Here is a 16,849-nt window from a genome sequence, read left to right as displayed (position 1 = left end):
AACACTCGACCGAGCAACTCCGACAGTCTGCCACAGAGGGCGGGGGGCTGGCCAATCGGGCCGGGGAGCATACCCCCGGAGTGACGCAGGTCAAACCGGGGCCCTCCGCAGCGGCGTTCCCGAGGGCCTCGGCCGGTCCCGGCCGCACCGTAATCCGCTCGCCCGCCGCCACCCCGCACCCCTACGCTGAACAGGCACGACAGCTGTCACGGGGGACGCTCACCATGCGTACGCACTATCCACGGACCCGGCATCTGCCCTGGTCGCCCGGCGCGACCTCCGACGACCTCCGGGTCACCGACCTGTCCGGCCTGCGTGGCCGCGAGGTCGTCGTGACCGAGAAGCTCGACGGCGAGAACACCACCCTTTACACCGACGGCCTGCACGCCCGTTCCCTGGACTCGGCCCACCATCCCTCCCGCACCTGGGTCAAGGCACTCCAGGCCCGGATCGGCCACGCCGTCCCGGAGGGGTGGCGGGTGTGCGGGGAGAACGTGTTCGCCCGGCACTCGATCGCGTACGACGACCTGGAGAGCTATTTCTACGGCTTCTCCGTGTGGGACGGAGAGGGCCGCTGCCTGGGGTGGGACCGGACGGTGGTCTTCCTGCGCGGGCTCGGCGTTCCCGTTCCCCGGGTGCTGTGGCGAGGCGTGTTCGACGAGCGGGCGCTGCGCGCTCTGCGGCTGGATCCCGGGCGCCAGGAGGGATACGTGGTCCGGGTCGCGGACGGGTTCGACGCGCAGGAGTTCGGGGAGCGCGTGGCCAAGTGGGTGCGGGCGGGACATGTGCGGACGGACACGCACTGGATGCACGCGGCCGTCGTCGAGAACGGGCTCGGGGCCGGGGCGGCCCTGTGGGCGGTGCGATCGGGAGCGGCCGTCGACGTGCGGGCGCTGGAGGAGGCCGTGGGGCTGCCCGGCGAGGGGGACGCACGGGCCGTCGGCCGCTTCGATCCGGCGGGGCGGTCCGGGGACGACCTGCTGGCCGGCGTCCTGGCCGCGCTGCTGCACGGGGTGCGGCGGGGGCGGCTGGCGGCGCGGCTCGCCACGGTGGCGGGCGTACCGCTCGCCCGCCGGGTCGCCGACCTCGTGGGGCTGTACCCGGCGCTGCACCGGCCGTATCCGGACGAGGACCGGCGGGCCGGTCTGGTGCGCCTGTCGTACGCCGCCGACCTGGGTCTGCTGCATGCGGTGGCCCGGGCCACCGCGCACACGGACGCGGTGCGCGAACAGGTGGAGTGGTCGGCGCTGCACGCCGAGGACGTGCGGCCCCCCGGGCTGCGGGAGGCGTTCGCCGGGCTGCCGGCCGACACGGCCGCCCGGTGCCGGGCCGAGGCCCGGGAGGCGTACGCGCTGGGGCGCATCGGCGGTGCCGACGAGGCCGTCGCCGCGACCTGGCGCTGGCGGTCCGGCGCGTTCCCGAAGCTGGTCCAGACGGTCGGTCCGGCCGGCAGCGGCAAGAGCACCTTCGCACGGGGGCTCCCGGGCGTGGACGCGTACGTCTCCCTGGACGACCTGCGCGAGGCACGCGGCTCACGCGCCGACCAGCGGGCCAACGGCGAGGTCCTCCGCGAGGGGCTCGGCCGGCTGGACCGGGCCCTGGCCGGCGGCGGGACCGTGGTGTGGGACGCCACGTCCCTCACCAAGCAGCAGCGCTCGCTGGTACACGGGATCGCCCACCGCCGTGACGCCTTGATCACACACGCCGTGGTGCTGGTCGACGAGGACGAACTGGTACGGCGCAACGCCCGCCGCGAGCACCCGGTGCCGCCCGACGTGCTCACCGGCCAGCTGCGGCGCTTCGTCCCGCCGTATCCCGGCGACGCTCATCGCACCTGGTACATCGGGGCGGCCGGGACCGTCGAGGAAGAGGTCTGACGCGTGCGTACGAGCGAGGAGATCTACCACCGGGTGCGCTGGGACGCGCGCTTCGACCCGGCCCGCTTCGTCCTCGGCGTCCTCCAGCGCGGCGCCGCGCCCAAGCGTGTCCCGCTGCCCGCGTTCGTGCCCGGGGGCGAGATCCCCTGGCACCGGGTGCTGTTCATCGAGGCCGACGGCGAGGTGGTGTGGGACCGGGCCACGGGGGCGGACCGGATCGACGCGACGCAGGCGGGACGGGTCCGCGAGGCCCGGCTGCTCCGGGCGCCGTTCTTCACGGCCCGTACGCCGTACGCGTGGGACGGCGCGGACTGGACGCCCGTGCCCTCGCGGCGCGGGGACACGTCCGGCGGTGTGCGGGCATCCGGGGGTGTGCGGGTACTGACCTGGAACACGCTCTGGGACCGGTACGACGCCGACCGCATCGACACCGCCAGGCGCAGACCTCTCCTGTCACGGGCCCTGCGCGACACGGACGTGGACGTGATCGCGCTGCAGGAGGTCGAGGCGGAACTCCTCGCCCTGCTGCTGGGCGAGGAGTGGGTGCGGACGGGCTGGACCCTGGGCACGGACCCGCGTGGGCGGGACGTCGACGCGTGCGGTCTGCTGCTCCTGAGCCGGCTCCCCGTCATCGAGGCCGCGCACCACGAACTGGGCCCGCACAAGGCGGTGACCGCCCTCGTCGTGGCGGCGGGCGGACGGCCCGTGGTCATCGCGGCGACCCATCTGAGCAGCGACCACTCGGAGAACGGCGCCGACCGGCGCACGGCGGAACTCACCCGCGTCGCCGAGGGCCTGGCGGGCGTGGACGCCGATCTGCTCCTGATGGGCGACTTCAACGACGGCGGCGGCACACCGCAGCTGACGCTGGGCCTGCGGGACGCGTGGAGCGAGGTGCACGGCGCCGACGACACGACCCCGACCTTCGACCCGGGCGGCAATCCGCTGGCCGCGATCTCGTCGCTGACGGGCCGGGCCTCGCGGCTGGACCGGGTGCTGCTGCGCGGCGAGGGGCTGCGGGTACGGCACGCCGAACTCCGCGGGGACGTGCCGTCGGCGGAGGGGACGTACATCTCCGACCACTACGGTGTCCTTGCCGAGCTCGCGGTGGGCGCTCCGGAGGCGGACGCCCTGGAGACCCTTGCCGAAGGACCGACGCCCCGGACGGCGCTGGCGTGGCTGCCGCCCGAGGAGTTGTGGGCCCCGCTGCAGGAGATCCGCCGGGACCACGACCCGCAGATCCGCCGCTGGCCCCCGCATGTGAACCTGCTCTTCGGATTCGTACCGGAACACGCCTTCGAGCGGGCGGCGGCGGTGCTCGCGACGGCCGCCACCGCTCCCTTCGACGCCCGGCTGGAGGGGGTGCAGTGGTTCGGGCACCGGGACGACGCGACCGTCTGGCTCGACCCCACCGCCGCGGGTGAGGAGCCCTGGGCCGACCTGTACCGCACGCTCCTGCGCCACTTCCCCCGCTGCGGCGGCCGGCACCCGGGCTTCACCCCGCACCTGAGCCTGGGCCGCACCACCGACCCGAACACCCTGGCCGACGCCTGCGCGGCCCGGCTCGCCCCGATGCCGGTCAGGGTCGGCGAGCTGGCCCTGCTCTCGCGGCGCGGGCACGAGCCGATGCGGGTGCGGGCCACGGTGACGCTGGGAACGGGCGAGGTGCGGTGGGCGGAGGAGGCGGCGCAGGGCGTGGCCCAGGACCTGGCAGGGGTTGCCGAGGAGACCACCCACCGCATCGAGAAGGCGTTCTCCGACGGTGTCGTCCATGTCGTCGGCTCCCGGCGCATGGGCTGCGCACTGCCCGGTGCGGACCTGGACCTGGTCGCGGTACTGCCCGGCACGGTCGGACTCCCCGCCGTACGGGCGCGGTTGGCCGCCGCTCTCCCCGAGGCGACGGACGTGCGGGAGGTGGTCGGGGCCCGCGTACCCGGTCTGCGGCTGCGGATCAACGGGCTCGACGTGGACCTGGCCGTGGTCACCACGGGCTCGACGGACCCCGCCGAGGCGGTCACCCGCCGGGCCGAGCTGGGCGAGGCGGCCGCGCTCGCGCTCAGCGCCGTGAGCGACGCCGACGCGGTGCTGGCCTCGGTGGGCGGGCACGGGCCTGCCTTCGCCCGGCTGGCCACGCGGGTCAAGGCATGGGCGAAGGCCCGGGGCCTGGACTCGGCGCCGTTCGGAGGCCTGCCGGGCCTGGCCTGGTCCGTCCTGGCCGCCCGCACCACGGCCGAGGCCGGCGACCTCGCGCCGGGCGATCTCCTACGGCACTTCTTCGCGACGTGGGCGGCCTGGGACTGGCGGGAACCGGTAGGCAGGACAACCGACCGAACCCCGCCTCTCCTCCCCCTCACCGTCACGACCCCCTCCGACCCCGTACGCCCCTGCACCGACCAGGTGACGGCGGGCATGCGTGACCTGGTGGCCCAGGAGCTGTTCCGCGCCTGGGAGTTGCTGGAAGGAACCACGGACCCCTACCCCCGGGCCGAACTCCTCGCCCCGCCGCCGCTGCACCGCCGCCACGCGGCCTGGGCGGTCCTGACGGTGGGCCCGGACGCGGACGAGGGCCGGGTGCGGGGCAGGATGCGAGCCCTCCTCACCGACCTCTCCACGTCGGTCCCCGACTGCCACGCCTGGCCCCGCCCGTTCACCACGAACCCGGTCCGCTACGCCATCGGCCTGGGCTGCACCCCGCCGGCCCCCGACCATCTCGCGGCCCTCGCGGAGCGCCGACTGCGCGGCCTGACCGGAGTCACGCTGACGCGGGCCGAAGGGGGCGGGGCGCCGACCCTGCGCTGACTCGGAGCCACCGCGCTGCCGGCGCAGGAGGTCCACAACGTCGTCTCCGAAGTGGAGGAGCTGGAAATCGGCCGTGCTCGGCAGGAGCCGGTACACCGCCGGATTCCGCTGCGGCACATCAGACATCGCGCCGGTACTCACCGCACGCCCGGGTTCATGAAACGACGGCGTCGACCCTCACCGGGAGTTCCGTGTCGTCCTGGACCGCACCGACGAGCAGCGACCGGCGGCCCAGGACCCAGGCCCGCTGCTCGATGTAGTCGATGCCCTGCGTCCGGCCACCGTCCGGTCGGACGAGGCGCCCGGCAAGGACACCGGTCTCCACCTCATGTGCGATCCGTCCGACCACCTGCGCGGACTCGTCGTACAGCGCTTCCAGCGCGTCGAAGCCGGCCTCCTCGTCGACCTCGCGCTCCCACAGGGTGACAGCGAGGCGCACCTGCGGGGCGTCCCCCTCGATACCCGCCAGGAGGTCGTTCTTGCGCCAGACACGGGCGAACGCGGCACCCGGCACCTGGCGCGCCACGCCCCAGCCCAGCCGTTCCAGGACGGCAACGATCCCCTCACCCGTCAGGGCCTCGTCGTCGGCCAGGAGTTCCAGAACTGCAACGACCTCGTCCACGCCTCAATCCATTCCGTTTCCCGGCACGTGGAAGACGTTCAGCCTTCCATCGGCGAATTCGTCTGGGAACTTGCTGCTGAAAAGATCCCGGAGGTGCTCGGCTCCTTCCGGGTGGGAAGTGGCATACCGCACCCCCTTGCCGCCCAGTCCTTCGTTCAGCGCCAGGAGCTTCTCTGCCTGACTGGTGATCCGGTCCTCGTCGTAGTGACGATGCGCAGGATTGTACTGAGACGCCGCCCACTCACCCGGATGGTCACCACCGGTCCACTTCGCCTCGACGATGAAGCCGTCCGCGGTGGGACCACCGTCCACGTGTACCTCACGACCGTCTCCGAGGCGCCACACCTGCTCGTAGTCCGTGTGCGTGACGAACCGTTGGTAGCGGAATGAAACGCGTTGCAGCATTTTGTCGGTCATCCACTGGATGCCCACGAACGTCGGGCACCGCTGCAGGCCGAGCGGATCGACCCAGAGATGGGGATTGGAGACGTAGGCGTAGTGGTCGGGCCCTGCATGGAGCCCGAGCGGGTCGGGAGTCAGAAAGCGGACACTGTGCGGGTCGTAGTAGCGGTGGAAGTTGTAGTGCAGGCCGCTTTCCTCGTCCGCGTACTGCCCGGGGAAGCGGAGCGGGCACGACAGCCCGCCCGCCGCGGCCGTGTCGAGGGCCCGTTCGTCGCCCCAGAGACCGGATCCGCCCCGCCACCGCACCGTGCCGTCGAGACCGATCAGTTCGACAGGCGTGCCGACGACGTCCGTGACGATGGCGAAGAACCGCTCGTCGACTTCCTCCTGAGGCAGCTCGCGCGACCGCGTCCGCTCCGCCTGTGCCATCGGTCGGTGCGTACCTGGTTCGTACTCCCACGTGACCGTGTGCTCGCCCGCGTCGCTCCAGCGGGACTGCTCGGCCAGGCGCTGGCCCTCCCAGGTGAAGACGGTCCGCTCGATGACCTGCCCGTCCTCGGCGTGGCACCGCTTCTCCGTGCGGCGTCCGAACGGGTCGTAGTCATAGCTCCAGCGACGACCGTCTGGGCCGGTCATGCCGGTGAGCCGGTCGTCCGCGTCCCAGCTGAACGACCACGCCCGGCGGCCCCCGGACAGTGTCCGCTGCACCAGTCGGGTGACCCGGCCCTGGCCGTCGTACGAGTACGACCTCCTGCCCGCGCGACGAACCTGGTTCCCGGCATACGTGTGCCGGGCCTTCTCCCCGTCCGCCCGGCCCGTGGGTGACGAGGACGAGGACGTCGGGTTGCCCGCGGCATCGTACGCGTAGCGTTCTTGCCAGGAGTCACCGTCGACCGCCACGACGCGACCGCGCTCGTCGTGCCGGAACTGCTGCCGGCCACCGTGGAGGTCGCGTGTTTCGGTCAGTCGGTCACCGATTCCGTACATGTAGTCGCGGCGGCTGACGACCCGGCTCTCGTCGCCGAGGCCGTGGCCGTCAGGTGCCCGCAGCACATGGGACGTCATGCGGCGGCATTCGTCCCAGTGACGCTCCAAGCGGAGGGAATCGCCGAAGTCCCGGACCACCTCTTTGCCGTCTTCGTCGTGCCGGAAGACGATCTCGTGGCCGGCGCTCGAAAGCCTCGACGGCAGACTCCGCTCCGAGTACTCCCACCGGCTCTCCGCTCCGGACGGCGTCCTGCGCACCGTGCGGCGGCCCAGTCGGTCATAGGCGTGACTGATGGTTCGGCCGTTGGTCGTCTCGCTCAGTACCCGTCCGAGCGGATCGCGCTCCGCCTCCACGACGACATCGCCGCATCGGGCCCGGTACACCTGTCCGCTCGACGTGTAGGAGAACGTCGTCGAGGACTCCGCGGTGGTCTTGCCGACGACTCTGCCCACCGCGTCACGCTCGTAGGACGTGACCTGCCCGGCGCCATTGGTGCGCCGGGCGAGTCGGCCGGCGGCATCGTACGAATAGAACAGCGTGCGGCCGTTGAAGTCGGTCTCCGACTCCAGGAGCCCCGTGGCGCCGAATCGGTACTCCCACCTGAGGCCCTGCTCGTTCGTGACGCCTACCAGTCTGAGTTCCGTGTCGTAGCGGAAATGCCGCTGCCGGCCGTCGGCATCGGACCGCCAGGCAGGAAGATCGAAATGGGTGTACCCGAAACGAGTGATGGAGCCGGCGGCATCCGTGTGGCGCACGAGACGCCCCTCGGCGTCCCACTCCCAGACCTCCCTGCCGCCGTCGGGCGTGGTCCGCGACAGGGGCTTGCCCTCGACGTTCCAGGTCAGGCGGGTCACATTGCCCAGAGCGTCCCGGATCTCGGAGACCCGGCCGAAAGCGTCCCGTGTGTGCTGCACTGTGCCGCCCAGGGGGTCGACCGACTTCACGGGGAGCCCACGTGCATCGGTCTCGACCCTTGTGACCGCTCCGGCCGGATCGGTGATCTCGGTCAGCGCTCCCTTGCCGTCATAGGCGAACCGGGTCGTCTCCGCGAGTGGAGTGGTGACCGACGTGCGGTTGCCACGGTCGTCGTAGGCGTAGGACCAGCAGGAGCCGTCGGCGGCCTCGGTCAGCACTGGAAGGCGCTGCTCATTGAACTCGGCCCGAGCGGTGGTGCCGTCGGCGCTCGTGATGCTGACCAGGTTTCCGGCCGCGTCGTAGGCATAACGCGTGCTGTTGCCCAGCGCGTCCGTATGCCCTACGAGCCGGTCCCGGCGATCCCATTCGTATCGCGTGATGTTCCCGAGCGCGTCGATGACCGCAGTACGCTGCAGCCGCTCGTTGTACTCGTGCACCGTGGCGTGTCCGAACGAGTCGGAGTACACGGTCCGGCGCGCCTCACGGTCGTACGTGAGCCGGCAGTCGAGGAAACCGTCCGCACCCGCGCCGCGTACGCAGCGGTCCTCTTCGTCGTACTCGAACTCGTACCAGGAACCGCACCGGTCTTCCCACCTGGTGATCCTCCCCCGGTCGTCATAGGCGTACCGGAAGGGCAGCCCGGAGGAGTTGTACACCTGGACCAGGTCGCCGTCGCGGTAGGCGTAGCGCACCAGAGTCGCGTCGTCCGAGCCGGTCGCTTCCGCCAGTCGCAGCGCTGCGATGCGCCCGGCCTCCGTTTCGATCGCGACGCGGTACCCCCCGCTGTGGTGCAGGGCCACCGGCTCCCCGGCAGCCGAGTACTCGATGTCGAGGCGATGTCCGTTGCGGTCGCTCCGGCTGTGCAGGGAGAACACTGTGCTGCCGTCGGCACCCGGCGCACCGTCCGGCTGGAACACGCGGGTGATCCCGGTCTCCGTATCGGTAATGGTCATCTGCCCGCCGGGGTTTCCGTCCCACTCCAACGGCCAGCGGGGCCCTTCCAGCGGATACACGGGTTCGCCAGGTACGGGCCGGGGGTAGGCGAGCAGCATTCCGTCGTCCGAGGCGAAGGCGATCCCCTGGTCGTCCACCTCCAGTCGTTCGTCGAGCGTCGATGCCCAGGACGGGCCGAACCACCTGCCGTAGCTGTAGGTGGACAGATGCGTCCGTTTGACTTCGAGCGGCAGGATGCCCGGCAACGTCACATCTGAAGCGACCATGAGCATCTCGCCCGACACCAGGTCGATCGGATCGCCGCCCGGGCAACGCCCTGCGAGTGCCTTGCCCCTGGCGACCAGATCCGTCATCCCGGAGCGCAGACTGGTCAGGCCACGAGTTCCGAGCCCACGCACGGCCTCGGCCATGCCTTTGAGCCCCAGTTTGCCAAGTCCCCGCATGCCCTTGGCGAGTTTTCCGAGGCTGGTGATGCCCTTGCCGCCGGGTATGCAGTCCATGGCCGCGAACGCCACGTCCCACAGGGATGCTTGGCCTTGGGAGTATTTGTAGAGGGTGTCCGCGAGGACGACGAGCGCGGCGACCAGCACGATCGCACCGAGGATCGGCCCGCCGATGATCATCGCGATGACACCGACCACGGCCACGACGACCTTGCAGACGGTGACGATGGTGTCCCAGTTGTCCTCGAACCAGTGGCCGACGTCCTGCCACCAGTGCCGGTTCGGAATCCCGGCGTCCGACGCCTCGTCGATCTTCCGCTTCGCCTCCCCGGCCGCGTCGTCGCGCATCTTCCGGGCGTCCTCGGCCATCTTCTTCGCGGCGTCGAGGGCGCTCTGGGCGGTGGTGACGTCCGACTGGGCTTTGGTGTGGGCCGACTTGGCGCTCTGCACGTCGCGTGTGGCGGCGCGCACCTTCCCCTCGTCGGGCTTGTCGGCGTCCGACTTGCTGCCGGTGGGGTCGTCCTTGTACTTGTCCGCTTCCTTCGTAGCCCGGGTGACCCAGGAATCGGCCGACGAGAGGCGGGACTTGGCGGAGGACAGGTCCGACTGCGCCTCCTTCGCCTTCGCCAGGGCCTTGTCCGCCAGGGCCTGGGCCCGCTCCAGCTTGGGCCAGTAGTCCGCGAGGGCGTCACCGCACATCTCGTAGGACTTCTTCAGCTTCTTCAGGTTCTTCGGGACGTCCTTGAACTGCTCCTTGAACACCTCGGCCGACTTGCCCGCCCACTGCAGGAGCGTGTCCTCGCCGGCCATGCCCTTGACCAGGCGGAGCGCGTCGGAGACGTCGTCGGCGAAGGCGTGCAGCTGCTGCGCGAGAGTGCGGACGCGCTGCGGGTCACCGGGGGTCGGGTCCTTGTCCAGGTCGAGTGGATGCCAGTCCGCCGGTCGATACCCCGCCATGTCCCCGCAACCCCCGTCGCGTACGCCCCGTCAACAAGCCTGTGCACACGCGAACTTACTAGGAACGGCCGTTCGAGGTGAAGCCCGGCGGGTCAGGCTCACAACGCGATCGGGCGGTAGGCCAGAGCCTGGTCCACCACTTCCTCGGCCGTGAGTTCCGGGTCCGAGTAGTAGATCAAGTCGCTTACCCGGGGGTGCAGAACAATCCGCTTCAGTCCCTCAGCGAGGGCGGCGTCCACGCAGGATCCGCCGACCGTCCTCGACCGCGTCCGTATACCGCAGCCACCAGTACTCCAGCGTGCCGCGCACCGTCACGTACACCCACCGACGCTTGAACCACGGTGGCAGGTCCCGGAACGGCACGAAGGTGAGTGTGTCGCCGATCGCGTCCTCGGCCGTACCGACCGGCCCCTCGGCGCGCAGCGCGGCAAACAGTTCCGGGGTCACTCGGCCGTTGAGGCGGGCAGCGGTGCCCGCCGCCGTGCAGGCGTACCCCCGCTCCTCGTGGTCCGGGAGTTTCATCGCCCTCACGATCCGGGGCGACGCCTCCTCCAACGGGCAGTTGAGAGCCAGCCCGATCACCGCCGTACCGAGATGATCCTCGCCGCGCTCGAACGCGGCGTCCCACTCCGCAGGGTCGTCGAGCCCCAGCAGACCCTCGCCGGTCTGCCACCGCGTCTCCCCCCGCAAAGGGTCAGTCCGCGAACCGGAACGTCGACGTGATCGCGTCGAAGATGTCGAAGAAGGAGTCGGCGAGATCGAGGACCTGGCTGCTGCCGGCGACCAGGGCGACCTTGCCCTCCTGGCCGGGGACCGGGATGAAGGTCTGCATCAGGACCGCGCGGATGGTGCGGCCCAGGCTGTCCTCGGGGACCGGAATGTCCTCGATCCCGTAGGTGCGCGCGGCGGCGCCCACGCCGGGGATGTCGACGGTCGTCACCTTGCGCCAGGAGTCGCCCTCCCGGTGGGCCTCCTTGGGGGCGAGCTGGGCGGCGATGGCGGCGGGGTCGTTGGAGAGCGGCGCGCCCTCACGGGTACGGCCGCCGACCAGCGACACCGTGACCGAACCGGTGATCGGGGTGTCTCCGCCGAAGCTCTCCGCCATGCAGCCGCAGTACATCGCGCCCGACTTCCACGCGTCGGCCGCGGACTTGCGCAGGAAGCCGACGTACGTGTCCCGGTACTGCGCCAGCTCCGGGTACTGGGCGATGCGCTCGTTCACCATCCGCCGGATCGAGTCGTCCCGCGACTCCGGCCGCACGTCGAACTCCCACCACGACTCCGGCACCTTGATCCGGAAGCCGCCGCGCTCGATCGTGAGCGTCTCCATGTAGCGGGCCATGCTGTACGCCACCCCTCCCCCGATGATCTGATATACGGTGCGGCCCAGACTACGAGACGCGCGAACGGGGGACGGTCACGTGGGCAACGGCAAGAGCGATCTCGCCATACCGCTGAGCGAGCTTGAGGACTACGGCCGCAAGCTGCGCTCCATCAAGGAACGCCTCAACCACACCAAGAAGATGTTCGAGTCCTACAAGGACGACGTCGGCAGCGGCACGGTCTACGACGCCCTCGACGACTTCGAGTCCAACTGGCACGACGGGCGCGAGGACATCACCAAGCAGATCGACTCCCTCGCCGACATGTCCGACACCGTGGTCCGCGAGTTCAAGAAACTGGACGACGACCTCGCGAAGAAGGCGAAGGACGCGGTGCGACCGGAGGGCCAGCAGCAGCAACAGGGTGGCGGCGGGGACAAGGCGGAGTAGTCCGCGTACTCCGGGGTCCTTCTCCGGTCCTTCCCCGGGGTCCTTCTCCGTCGTCCGGTACGCGGGCGGTCGGTCGTGGTGGCTCCGGCGACGGAGGTCCGTTTCGACGCCTCACGGGCGAGCCGACCTGCCGAGGTCGTCCACGTTCCAGGCCTCGGGCAGTTCGCCGCCGCAGAAGACACAGACGAAGTCGGCCTCCCGGACGATGTTGTGCTCCGAGCAGAACGGGCAGCGGCGGAACACCACCTCGTGGGTGAAGGCGGCGGGGCGACGGAGCGGGACGCCGTCGAGTGCGCGGGCCACCGCGGGCCACGACGTGACGTCGGGGCAGTAGCCCGTCGACTGGTTGCTGACCTCGCTCACCGCCCACCGCCCCGCCTCGCGTACGAAGGTGATCTCCCCGGCGCCGAGCACGGCCGCGCCGCCCGCGCAGGCCACGTGTTCGCTACGGCGGGGGGCCAGCCGAAGCCGACCGTCGAGACCGACGACGTACGTGAACGGCTCGGCCAGCTCCGCCGGTGACTGCCGAGCGGCCCACGACTCGAAGTCGGTCACGGAGGCGATCCGGGTGCCGGCTGCCGCGGATCGCCCTGCCGTCACGGCGAGTTCGGCTGGGCCGACATAGCGGTAGCCACGCTGCGGCGGACCGCCGCCGAGCAGTTCCTCCAGCGTCCCGTCGTACGACCGGAGTCCCGCCTTGACGTGGTCCGCAGTGGACGAGCCCGGGCGGAGCACCGACGGCAGCCGGGCGACTCGCCACATGCGGTGGACGTGGTGGGGGGTGACGTTCCCGGCCGGGTCCGCCAGGTCGCAGGCGGCGGTGAGGATCTCGATGACCTGGGGCGCGCCCGTAACCGCGTCCGTACCCGCGTCGAGGGCCACCCCCACCAGCATGTCCAGGAACTCGGTCAGTTGGAGGTCGGCAGCCATGCGGCACATGCGGCGTACGACCGACGGCGACGGGTCGTGCAGGCTCTCGACCCCCGTCACTCCGGCGGACCAGAGGACGAGGAGCGGCGCGGACAGGTCGTAGTCGCGGAAGTAGGCCATCTCGTCGGCGATCGCCGTCGCCTCGTCGCGGTCGAAGGCGCAGAGCGCGCAGACCACAGCGAAGAGGCGGTCCCACCGCTGCCGTCTGTCCGCCAGGAACGCGCCGACCGAGACGTCGGCGAACAACCACGTGCCGGTGGCGTTCAGCGCGCCCACAGCCACGACCGCTCCCAGCGGTGCGAACAGGTCGCGGGCGTACCTCACTCCCCGGCGGCGGCCGCGTGGGAGAGGAAGGCCGTCCAGGTGGCGGGCGGGAAGGTGAGGTGGGGGCCGCGGGAGGGGGTCGCGGTGTTCTTGGAGTCGCGGATGTGGACGGTGGAGGGGCTGACGGCGACTTCGACGCAGGAGTCGCCTTCACTGCCGCTGCTGTAACTGCTCTTGAACCACGTCAGACCGGAGGCGTCCTCGGCCGAGGTCCTGCGGATCATGTCTCCCCCAGCAGTTGTTCGATGAAGGCCGTCGACTCACGCGGGGTGAGCGCCTGCGCCCGGATGATCCCGTACCGCAGTTCAAGGATACGGAGCTGCTTCGCATCGGACACCGGTCGGCCGTTGGCCACTGCCGGCGAACGCCCCACCGCCGAGCCGTCCTCGGACTTCAGCACCTCGATTCCGCCGTCGACCCCCGCGTGCTCCTCACGATCCATCGGCATCACCTGAAGCTCGACGTTCCGCAACTGTGCAACTTCCAGCAGATGTTCCAACTGCTGACGGAGCACCGCCCGCCCGCCGAGCGGACGCCGAAGCGTCCACTCCTCCAGAACGAAGCTGAGTTCGGGCGCCGGGTCCCGCTCGAAGACGGTCTTACGTGCGACGCGCGCGGCGATGAACCGCTCCACCTCGTCGCCGCTGTACGCCGGGCGACGCGTCCGGAGCAGCCCGCGCGCGTACTCAGGTGTCTGCAACAAGCCGTGGATGTGGAGCGGGTCGTAGAGCTGGAGCTCCACCGCCCTCGCCTCCAGCTGCGCCAGATCACGCACCTTCTTGGGGTACCGGACCCGCCGTACGTCCTCCTTCATCGCCGAGAGCAGGCCGCCCGCCGCGAGCACCTCGTCCGCCCTGTCCAGATACTCCGGCCGGGGAATCCGCTTCCCGCCCTCGATCTTGTAGACCATGTCCTCGCCGTACCCGACCGCCACCCCGAACTCGGCCGCCCGCATCCCCACCGCCTCCCGCCGCAGCTTCAGCTGCCGCCCGACGGTCGCGATGACCGCGACGCCCCACTCGTCGTCGGGATCCACCTCCCAACCCGGCTCGTCCGCCTCGCTCCTGAGCCGCCCCACCGCGCCGTCCACGCTCATCCCCGCCGCCCCTCCGCCGTACGACCGTGCCTCGACGACGCCCTACCCGTACGACCGCGTCCGACAGCCCGGACAGCGCCGGACAAGCAGCGGACAGTGACCGTACGCAACGACTCCGTCACTGTTCACGGTAGGCACAGGCGGCCACGCTGAGTGACGTGAACCAGGAAATCTCCACCCCCCTCGAATGCCCGATCCGCAACTTCGGCGTGCTGCTGTCCCCCACGCGCAGAGGAGCCCGGCTGGCGCGGCTGCTGGCGACCGAGCAACTGCGGTCGTGGGGGCTGCCGTCGGAGGACGTGGCGCACGTCGTCGCGGAACTGGCGGCCAACGCGGCGACGCACGGGCGGACGGCGGGCCGTGGTTTCCGGCTGTTGATGTACGTCGTCGGGAACACGGTCCGCGTCGAGGTGACGGACACCTGCGAGGAACTCCGCCCCCGCCTGCAACTCCCCTCCGGGGCGGACGAGAACGGTCGCGGGCTGGTGATCGTCGAGGCCCTCGCCGACCGCTGGGGCGTCTCCCTCGGGCCCCGTCCCCGCAAGACCGTCTGGGCCGAACTGACCGTCACGCGGTCCGCCGCGGGACGGTGACGCCCGCCGCCAAGTAGTTAAAAAACCCAGGGAAATCCCCCTCCCCAACCCCACCCGCCTCCCCGCCGCCGCCCGTCACCCTCCGGAGTGAACATGGCCAACTGGACTGGATTCGGTCCCGGTTGCCCGGCATATGCTCGCCGCGACAACACCGGGTGACGGCCAGGGCAACACACGGTCACCCGTCACCCGTGACGCACATACGACGGCCCCCGGCCGGGAGTAGCGATCCCGATCGAGGGCCTGACCACCTAGGAAGACTGCAACTTCCCGATGGATGCAGAGCACACTAGCGCGCCCTCGCGCGCCCGGTCAGCCGTTCCCGGGGCGAACCCCTCGTACGGGGTGACCCATGTCAATGTCCGGCTCACCACGCGGTACACGGTGGTCGACAACCGCCTTCTCCAGCACCGCGAACTCTCCCTCACCGCGATCGGCCTCGCGGGCCACATCCAGTCGCTGCCGACCGGCGCCCGCGTGGACATCAAGTCGCTGACCGGGCGTTTCCCGGAGGGTGAGGTGCGGATCGCGGCGGCGCTGCGCGAACTGGAGGCCCACGGCTACCTGTCCCGGACGCGCGAGCGGCTGCCGAACGGCCGGGTGGTCTCGCGGACGGTGTCGTACAACCGGCCGACGGGGGTGGAGGAGGTACGGGAGGTTACGCCGCCACCCGTGCCGCCACCGGTGCCCCGCCCCGATCGGACGCGTCCCCCGACACCGGCACCGGCACCGCCGCCGCGCCCGCCGAAGCCACCTCTGCCGGAGCCCACGCGCAGCACGCCCGATCCGCGGCGCACGGCCACCACGCTCCTCTCCCGCCTCCACCACGACGACCCCCGCCTCCTCCTCCCCGAACGCGAGGTACGACGGCTCGCCCCGGCCGTCGATGCCTGGCTGGAGCGAGGCGCCTCGCCCGAAGCCGTACGCCGCACCCTCACGTCCTGCCTCCCGGCCGAGCCGCTCCACCACCCGGCGGGCCTCCTGGCCCACCGCCTCACGGAGTACCTGCCACCGCCACCACCGCCCGCCCCACCGCGCCCGCTCCCCTTCCAGGACTGCGACGGCTGCGACCGCCCGTTCCGCGCGGCGCACCCCGGCCGCTGCCGTGACTGCCGCACCCACCGGCCGCTACCGAGAGCGGCATGACCACCCTCCATTGACAGGCCCTACGACTACGACGAGAGGCCCCGATTCCCCTCATGGTCAGCTCCCCGCACGAAGCGATGCACCGGATCTTCCAGCAGGATCCGGCGCTCTTCCCCCGAGCCGTAAGGGCGCTCGGCGTCTCCTTCAGCAATCCGGTCTCCGCGTCACCGTTTCCCACGGACCTGACGGAGAACCGCCCCCTGGAACGCCGGGTCGACACCCTCCTCCGCCTCGACACGGCGAAAGACGGCAGCTTCCTCCTCGCCGTGGAGGCCCAGGGAGGGCGGGACCTCGACAAGCCCGCCAGCTGGGCCTACTACCCGGCGTACCTCTACGCCAAGTACAAGATGCCGGCGGTACTGCTGGTCGTCTGCGGGGACAGGCACACGGCCGCCTGGGCGGCACAACAGGTCAGCCTCGGTCCCCCGCAGTGGCCCACCCTCACCCTGCGCCCGCTCGTCCTGGGCCCGGACACCGTCCCCGTCATCGACACGCCGGAAGCGGCCGCCAAGGACATCTCCCTCGCGGTGCTGTCCTCCGCGCTGCACAGCCGTGCGCCGGAGTCCGATGCCATACTGAAAGCACTGGCAGCCGCCCTGAAGGGCCTGCAGGCCGACGACGAAGACACCGCGAGCATCTACATCGAGCTCACCGAACAAGGCCTGGGCAAGACGCCGGCCGCGGACCTCTGGAGGCACCTCATGGCCGTCGACCTCTCCATCTTCCAGTCCCAGACGGCCCAGGCCCTGCGCGCCGAAGGCCTCACCGAAGGCCTCGCCGAAGCCCTCCTCGTCGTCCTCAGCGGTCGCGGCATCGACATCAGCGACGAAGCCCGCGACCGCATCACCACCTGCGACGACCACGACACCCTCACCACCTGGCTCACCCGCGCCGCCACAGCCACCACCACAGCCGAGCTCTTCATGCAGCCCAAGTAAAAGGACGGGTTAATCCCGGGTTATTCGAAATGAACAACCTCCGGAATTTTCGCTCACGAACCTGTGAGTTTCCCTTCCTGGTCATTTTCAAAC

At 70.9% G+C, this 16,849-nt stretch carries 13 protein-coding genes; 6 read left to right on the top strand and 7 right to left on the bottom strand.

The window, feature by feature from the left end:
* Positions 1 to 224 precede the first annotated feature (224 nt).
* Both ACFY6U_RS30890 and ACFY6U_RS30885 read left to right on the top strand, forming a co-directional pair.
* Positions 225 to 1,877: an RNA ligase family protein gene (locus ACFY6U_RS30890; RefSeq protein WP_390043436.1), complete on the top strand. Its 1,653-nt coding sequence runs from the start codon at positions 225 to 227 to the stop codon at positions 1,875 to 1,877.
* A 3-nt stretch (positions 1,878 to 1,880) separates the two neighbouring features.
* Entirely contained in the window at positions 1,881 to 4,676 is a 2,796-nt protein-coding gene (locus tag ACFY6U_RS30885) for a poly(A) polymerase (RefSeq protein WP_390043435.1), read from the top strand.
* Positions 4,677 to 4,830: 154 nt separating this feature from the next.
* Here the strand turns inward: ACFY6U_RS30885 and ACFY6U_RS30880 are convergent, their stop codons facing one another.
* The 4 genes from ACFY6U_RS30880 to ACFY6U_RS30865 all read right to left on the bottom strand — a co-directional run bounded on the left by ACFY6U_RS30880 (position 4,831) and on the right by ACFY6U_RS30865 (position 11,299).
* Positions 4,831 to 5,298, bottom strand: coding sequence for a hypothetical protein (locus ACFY6U_RS30880; RefSeq protein ID WP_390043433.1), 468 nt, complete (start codon positions 5,296 to 5,298; stop codon positions 4,831 to 4,833).
* Positions 5,299 to 5,301: 3 nt separating this feature from the next.
* A complete protein-coding gene (locus ACFY6U_RS30875; protein WP_390043431.1) occupies positions 5,302 to 9,957 on the bottom strand; it encodes an RHS repeat-associated core domain-containing protein in 4,656 nt (1,551 codons plus the stop codon).
* A 219-nt stretch (positions 9,958 to 10,176) separates the two neighbouring features.
* Positions 10,177 to 10,647, bottom strand: a complete 471-nt coding sequence (locus tag ACFY6U_RS30870) for a hypothetical protein (RefSeq protein WP_390043429.1) — start codon at positions 10,645 to 10,647, stop codon at positions 10,177 to 10,179.
* Positions 10,648 to 10,651: 4 nt separating this feature from the next.
* A complete protein-coding gene (locus ACFY6U_RS30865; RefSeq protein WP_390043487.1) occupies positions 10,652 to 11,299 on the bottom strand; it encodes a hypothetical protein in 648 nt (215 codons plus the stop codon).
* 79 nt (positions 11,300 to 11,378) lie between these two features.
* Here ACFY6U_RS30865 and ACFY6U_RS30860 point away from each other — a divergent pair, with 79 nt between their 5' ends.
* Positions 11,379 to 11,729 (top strand): hypothetical protein, encoded by a 351-nt coding sequence (locus tag ACFY6U_RS30860; RefSeq protein ID WP_390043427.1) that lies wholly within the window; start codon positions 11,379 to 11,381, stop codon positions 11,727 to 11,729.
* Positions 11,730 to 11,840: 111 nt separating this feature from the next.
* Here ACFY6U_RS30860 and ACFY6U_RS30855 read toward each other — a convergent pair whose 3' ends face one another.
* The 3 genes from ACFY6U_RS30855 to ACFY6U_RS30845 all read right to left on the bottom strand — a co-directional run bounded on the left by ACFY6U_RS30855 (position 11,841) and on the right by ACFY6U_RS30845 (position 14,079).
* Complete coding sequence (locus ACFY6U_RS30855) at positions 11,841 to 12,329, bottom strand: hypothetical protein (protein ID WP_390043485.1); 489 nt, start codon at positions 12,327 to 12,329, stop codon at positions 11,841 to 11,843.
* 650 nt (positions 12,330 to 12,979) lie between these two features.
* Positions 12,980 to 13,207 carry a DUF397 domain-containing protein gene (locus ACFY6U_RS30850; RefSeq protein WP_390043426.1) on the bottom strand — a complete coding sequence of 76 codons (228 nt, stop codon included), beginning with the start codon at positions 13,205 to 13,207 and terminating at the stop codon, positions 12,980 to 12,982.
* Positions 13,204 to 14,079 (bottom strand): helix-turn-helix domain-containing protein, encoded by an 876-nt coding sequence (locus tag ACFY6U_RS30845; protein ID WP_390043425.1) that lies wholly within the window; start codon positions 14,077 to 14,079, stop codon positions 13,204 to 13,206. The genes ACFY6U_RS30850 and ACFY6U_RS30845 overlap by 4 nt, the downstream gene beginning before the upstream one ends.
* Positions 14,080 to 14,237: 158 nt before the next feature.
* Between ACFY6U_RS30845 and ACFY6U_RS30840 the strand changes: the two genes are divergently transcribed.
* The 3 genes from ACFY6U_RS30840 to ACFY6U_RS30830 all read left to right on the top strand — a co-directional run bounded on the left by ACFY6U_RS30840 (position 14,238) and on the right by ACFY6U_RS30830 (position 16,756).
* Positions 14,238 to 14,672 carry an ATP-binding protein gene (locus ACFY6U_RS30840; protein ID WP_390043424.1) on the top strand — a complete coding sequence of 145 codons (435 nt, stop codon included), beginning with the start codon at positions 14,238 to 14,240 and terminating at the stop codon, positions 14,670 to 14,672.
* 273 nt (positions 14,673 to 14,945) lie between these two features.
* On the top strand, positions 14,946 to 15,818 hold the full coding sequence (locus tag ACFY6U_RS30835; protein ID WP_390043422.1) for a helix-turn-helix domain-containing protein: 873 nt from the start codon (positions 14,946 to 14,948) through the stop codon (positions 15,816 to 15,818).
* A gap of 53 nt (positions 15,819 to 15,871) precedes the next feature.
* Positions 15,872 to 16,756, top strand: a complete 885-nt coding sequence (locus tag ACFY6U_RS30830) for a hypothetical protein (protein WP_390043420.1) — start codon at positions 15,872 to 15,874, stop codon at positions 16,754 to 16,756.
* The last annotated feature ends 93 nt before the right edge of the window (positions 16,757 to 16,849 follow it).

This window comes from Streptomyces sp. NPDC013157, assembly GCF_042899865.1.
GTDB lineage: Bacteria > Actinomycetota > Actinomycetes > Streptomycetales > Streptomycetaceae > Streptomyces.
The sequence above is the reverse complement of the archived record's forward strand: the minus strand, read 5'-3'. Positions and strand labels throughout refer to the sequence as shown.

Bases quoted from the DNA above. Each gene is read 5' to 3' on its own strand.
- ACFY6U_RS30890 (WP_390043436.1), top strand. From the start codon at position 225: ATGCGTACGCACTATCCACGGACCCGGCATCTGCCCTGGTCGCCCGGC.
- ACFY6U_RS30875 (WP_390043431.1), bottom strand. From the start codon at position 9,957: ATGGCGGGGTATCGACCGGCGGACTGGCATCCACTCGACCTGGACAAG.
- ACFY6U_RS30865 (WP_390043487.1), bottom strand. From the start codon at position 11,299: ATGGCCCGCTACATGGAGACGCTCACGATCGAGCGCGGCGGCTTCCGG.
- ACFY6U_RS30850 (WP_390043426.1), bottom strand. From the start codon at position 13,207: ATGATCCGCAGGACCTCGGCCGAGGACGCCTCCGGTCTGACGTGGTTC.
- ACFY6U_RS30845 (WP_390043425.1), bottom strand. From the start codon at position 14,079: ATGAGCGTGGACGGCGCGGTGGGGCGGCTCAGGAGCGAGGCGGACGAG.
- ACFY6U_RS30835 (WP_390043422.1), top strand. From the start codon at position 14,946: ATGGATGCAGAGCACACTAGCGCGCCCTCGCGCGCCCGGTCAGCCGTT.
- ACFY6U_RS30830 (WP_390043420.1), top strand. From the start codon at position 15,872: ATGGTCAGCTCCCCGCACGAAGCGATGCACCGGATCTTCCAGCAGGAT.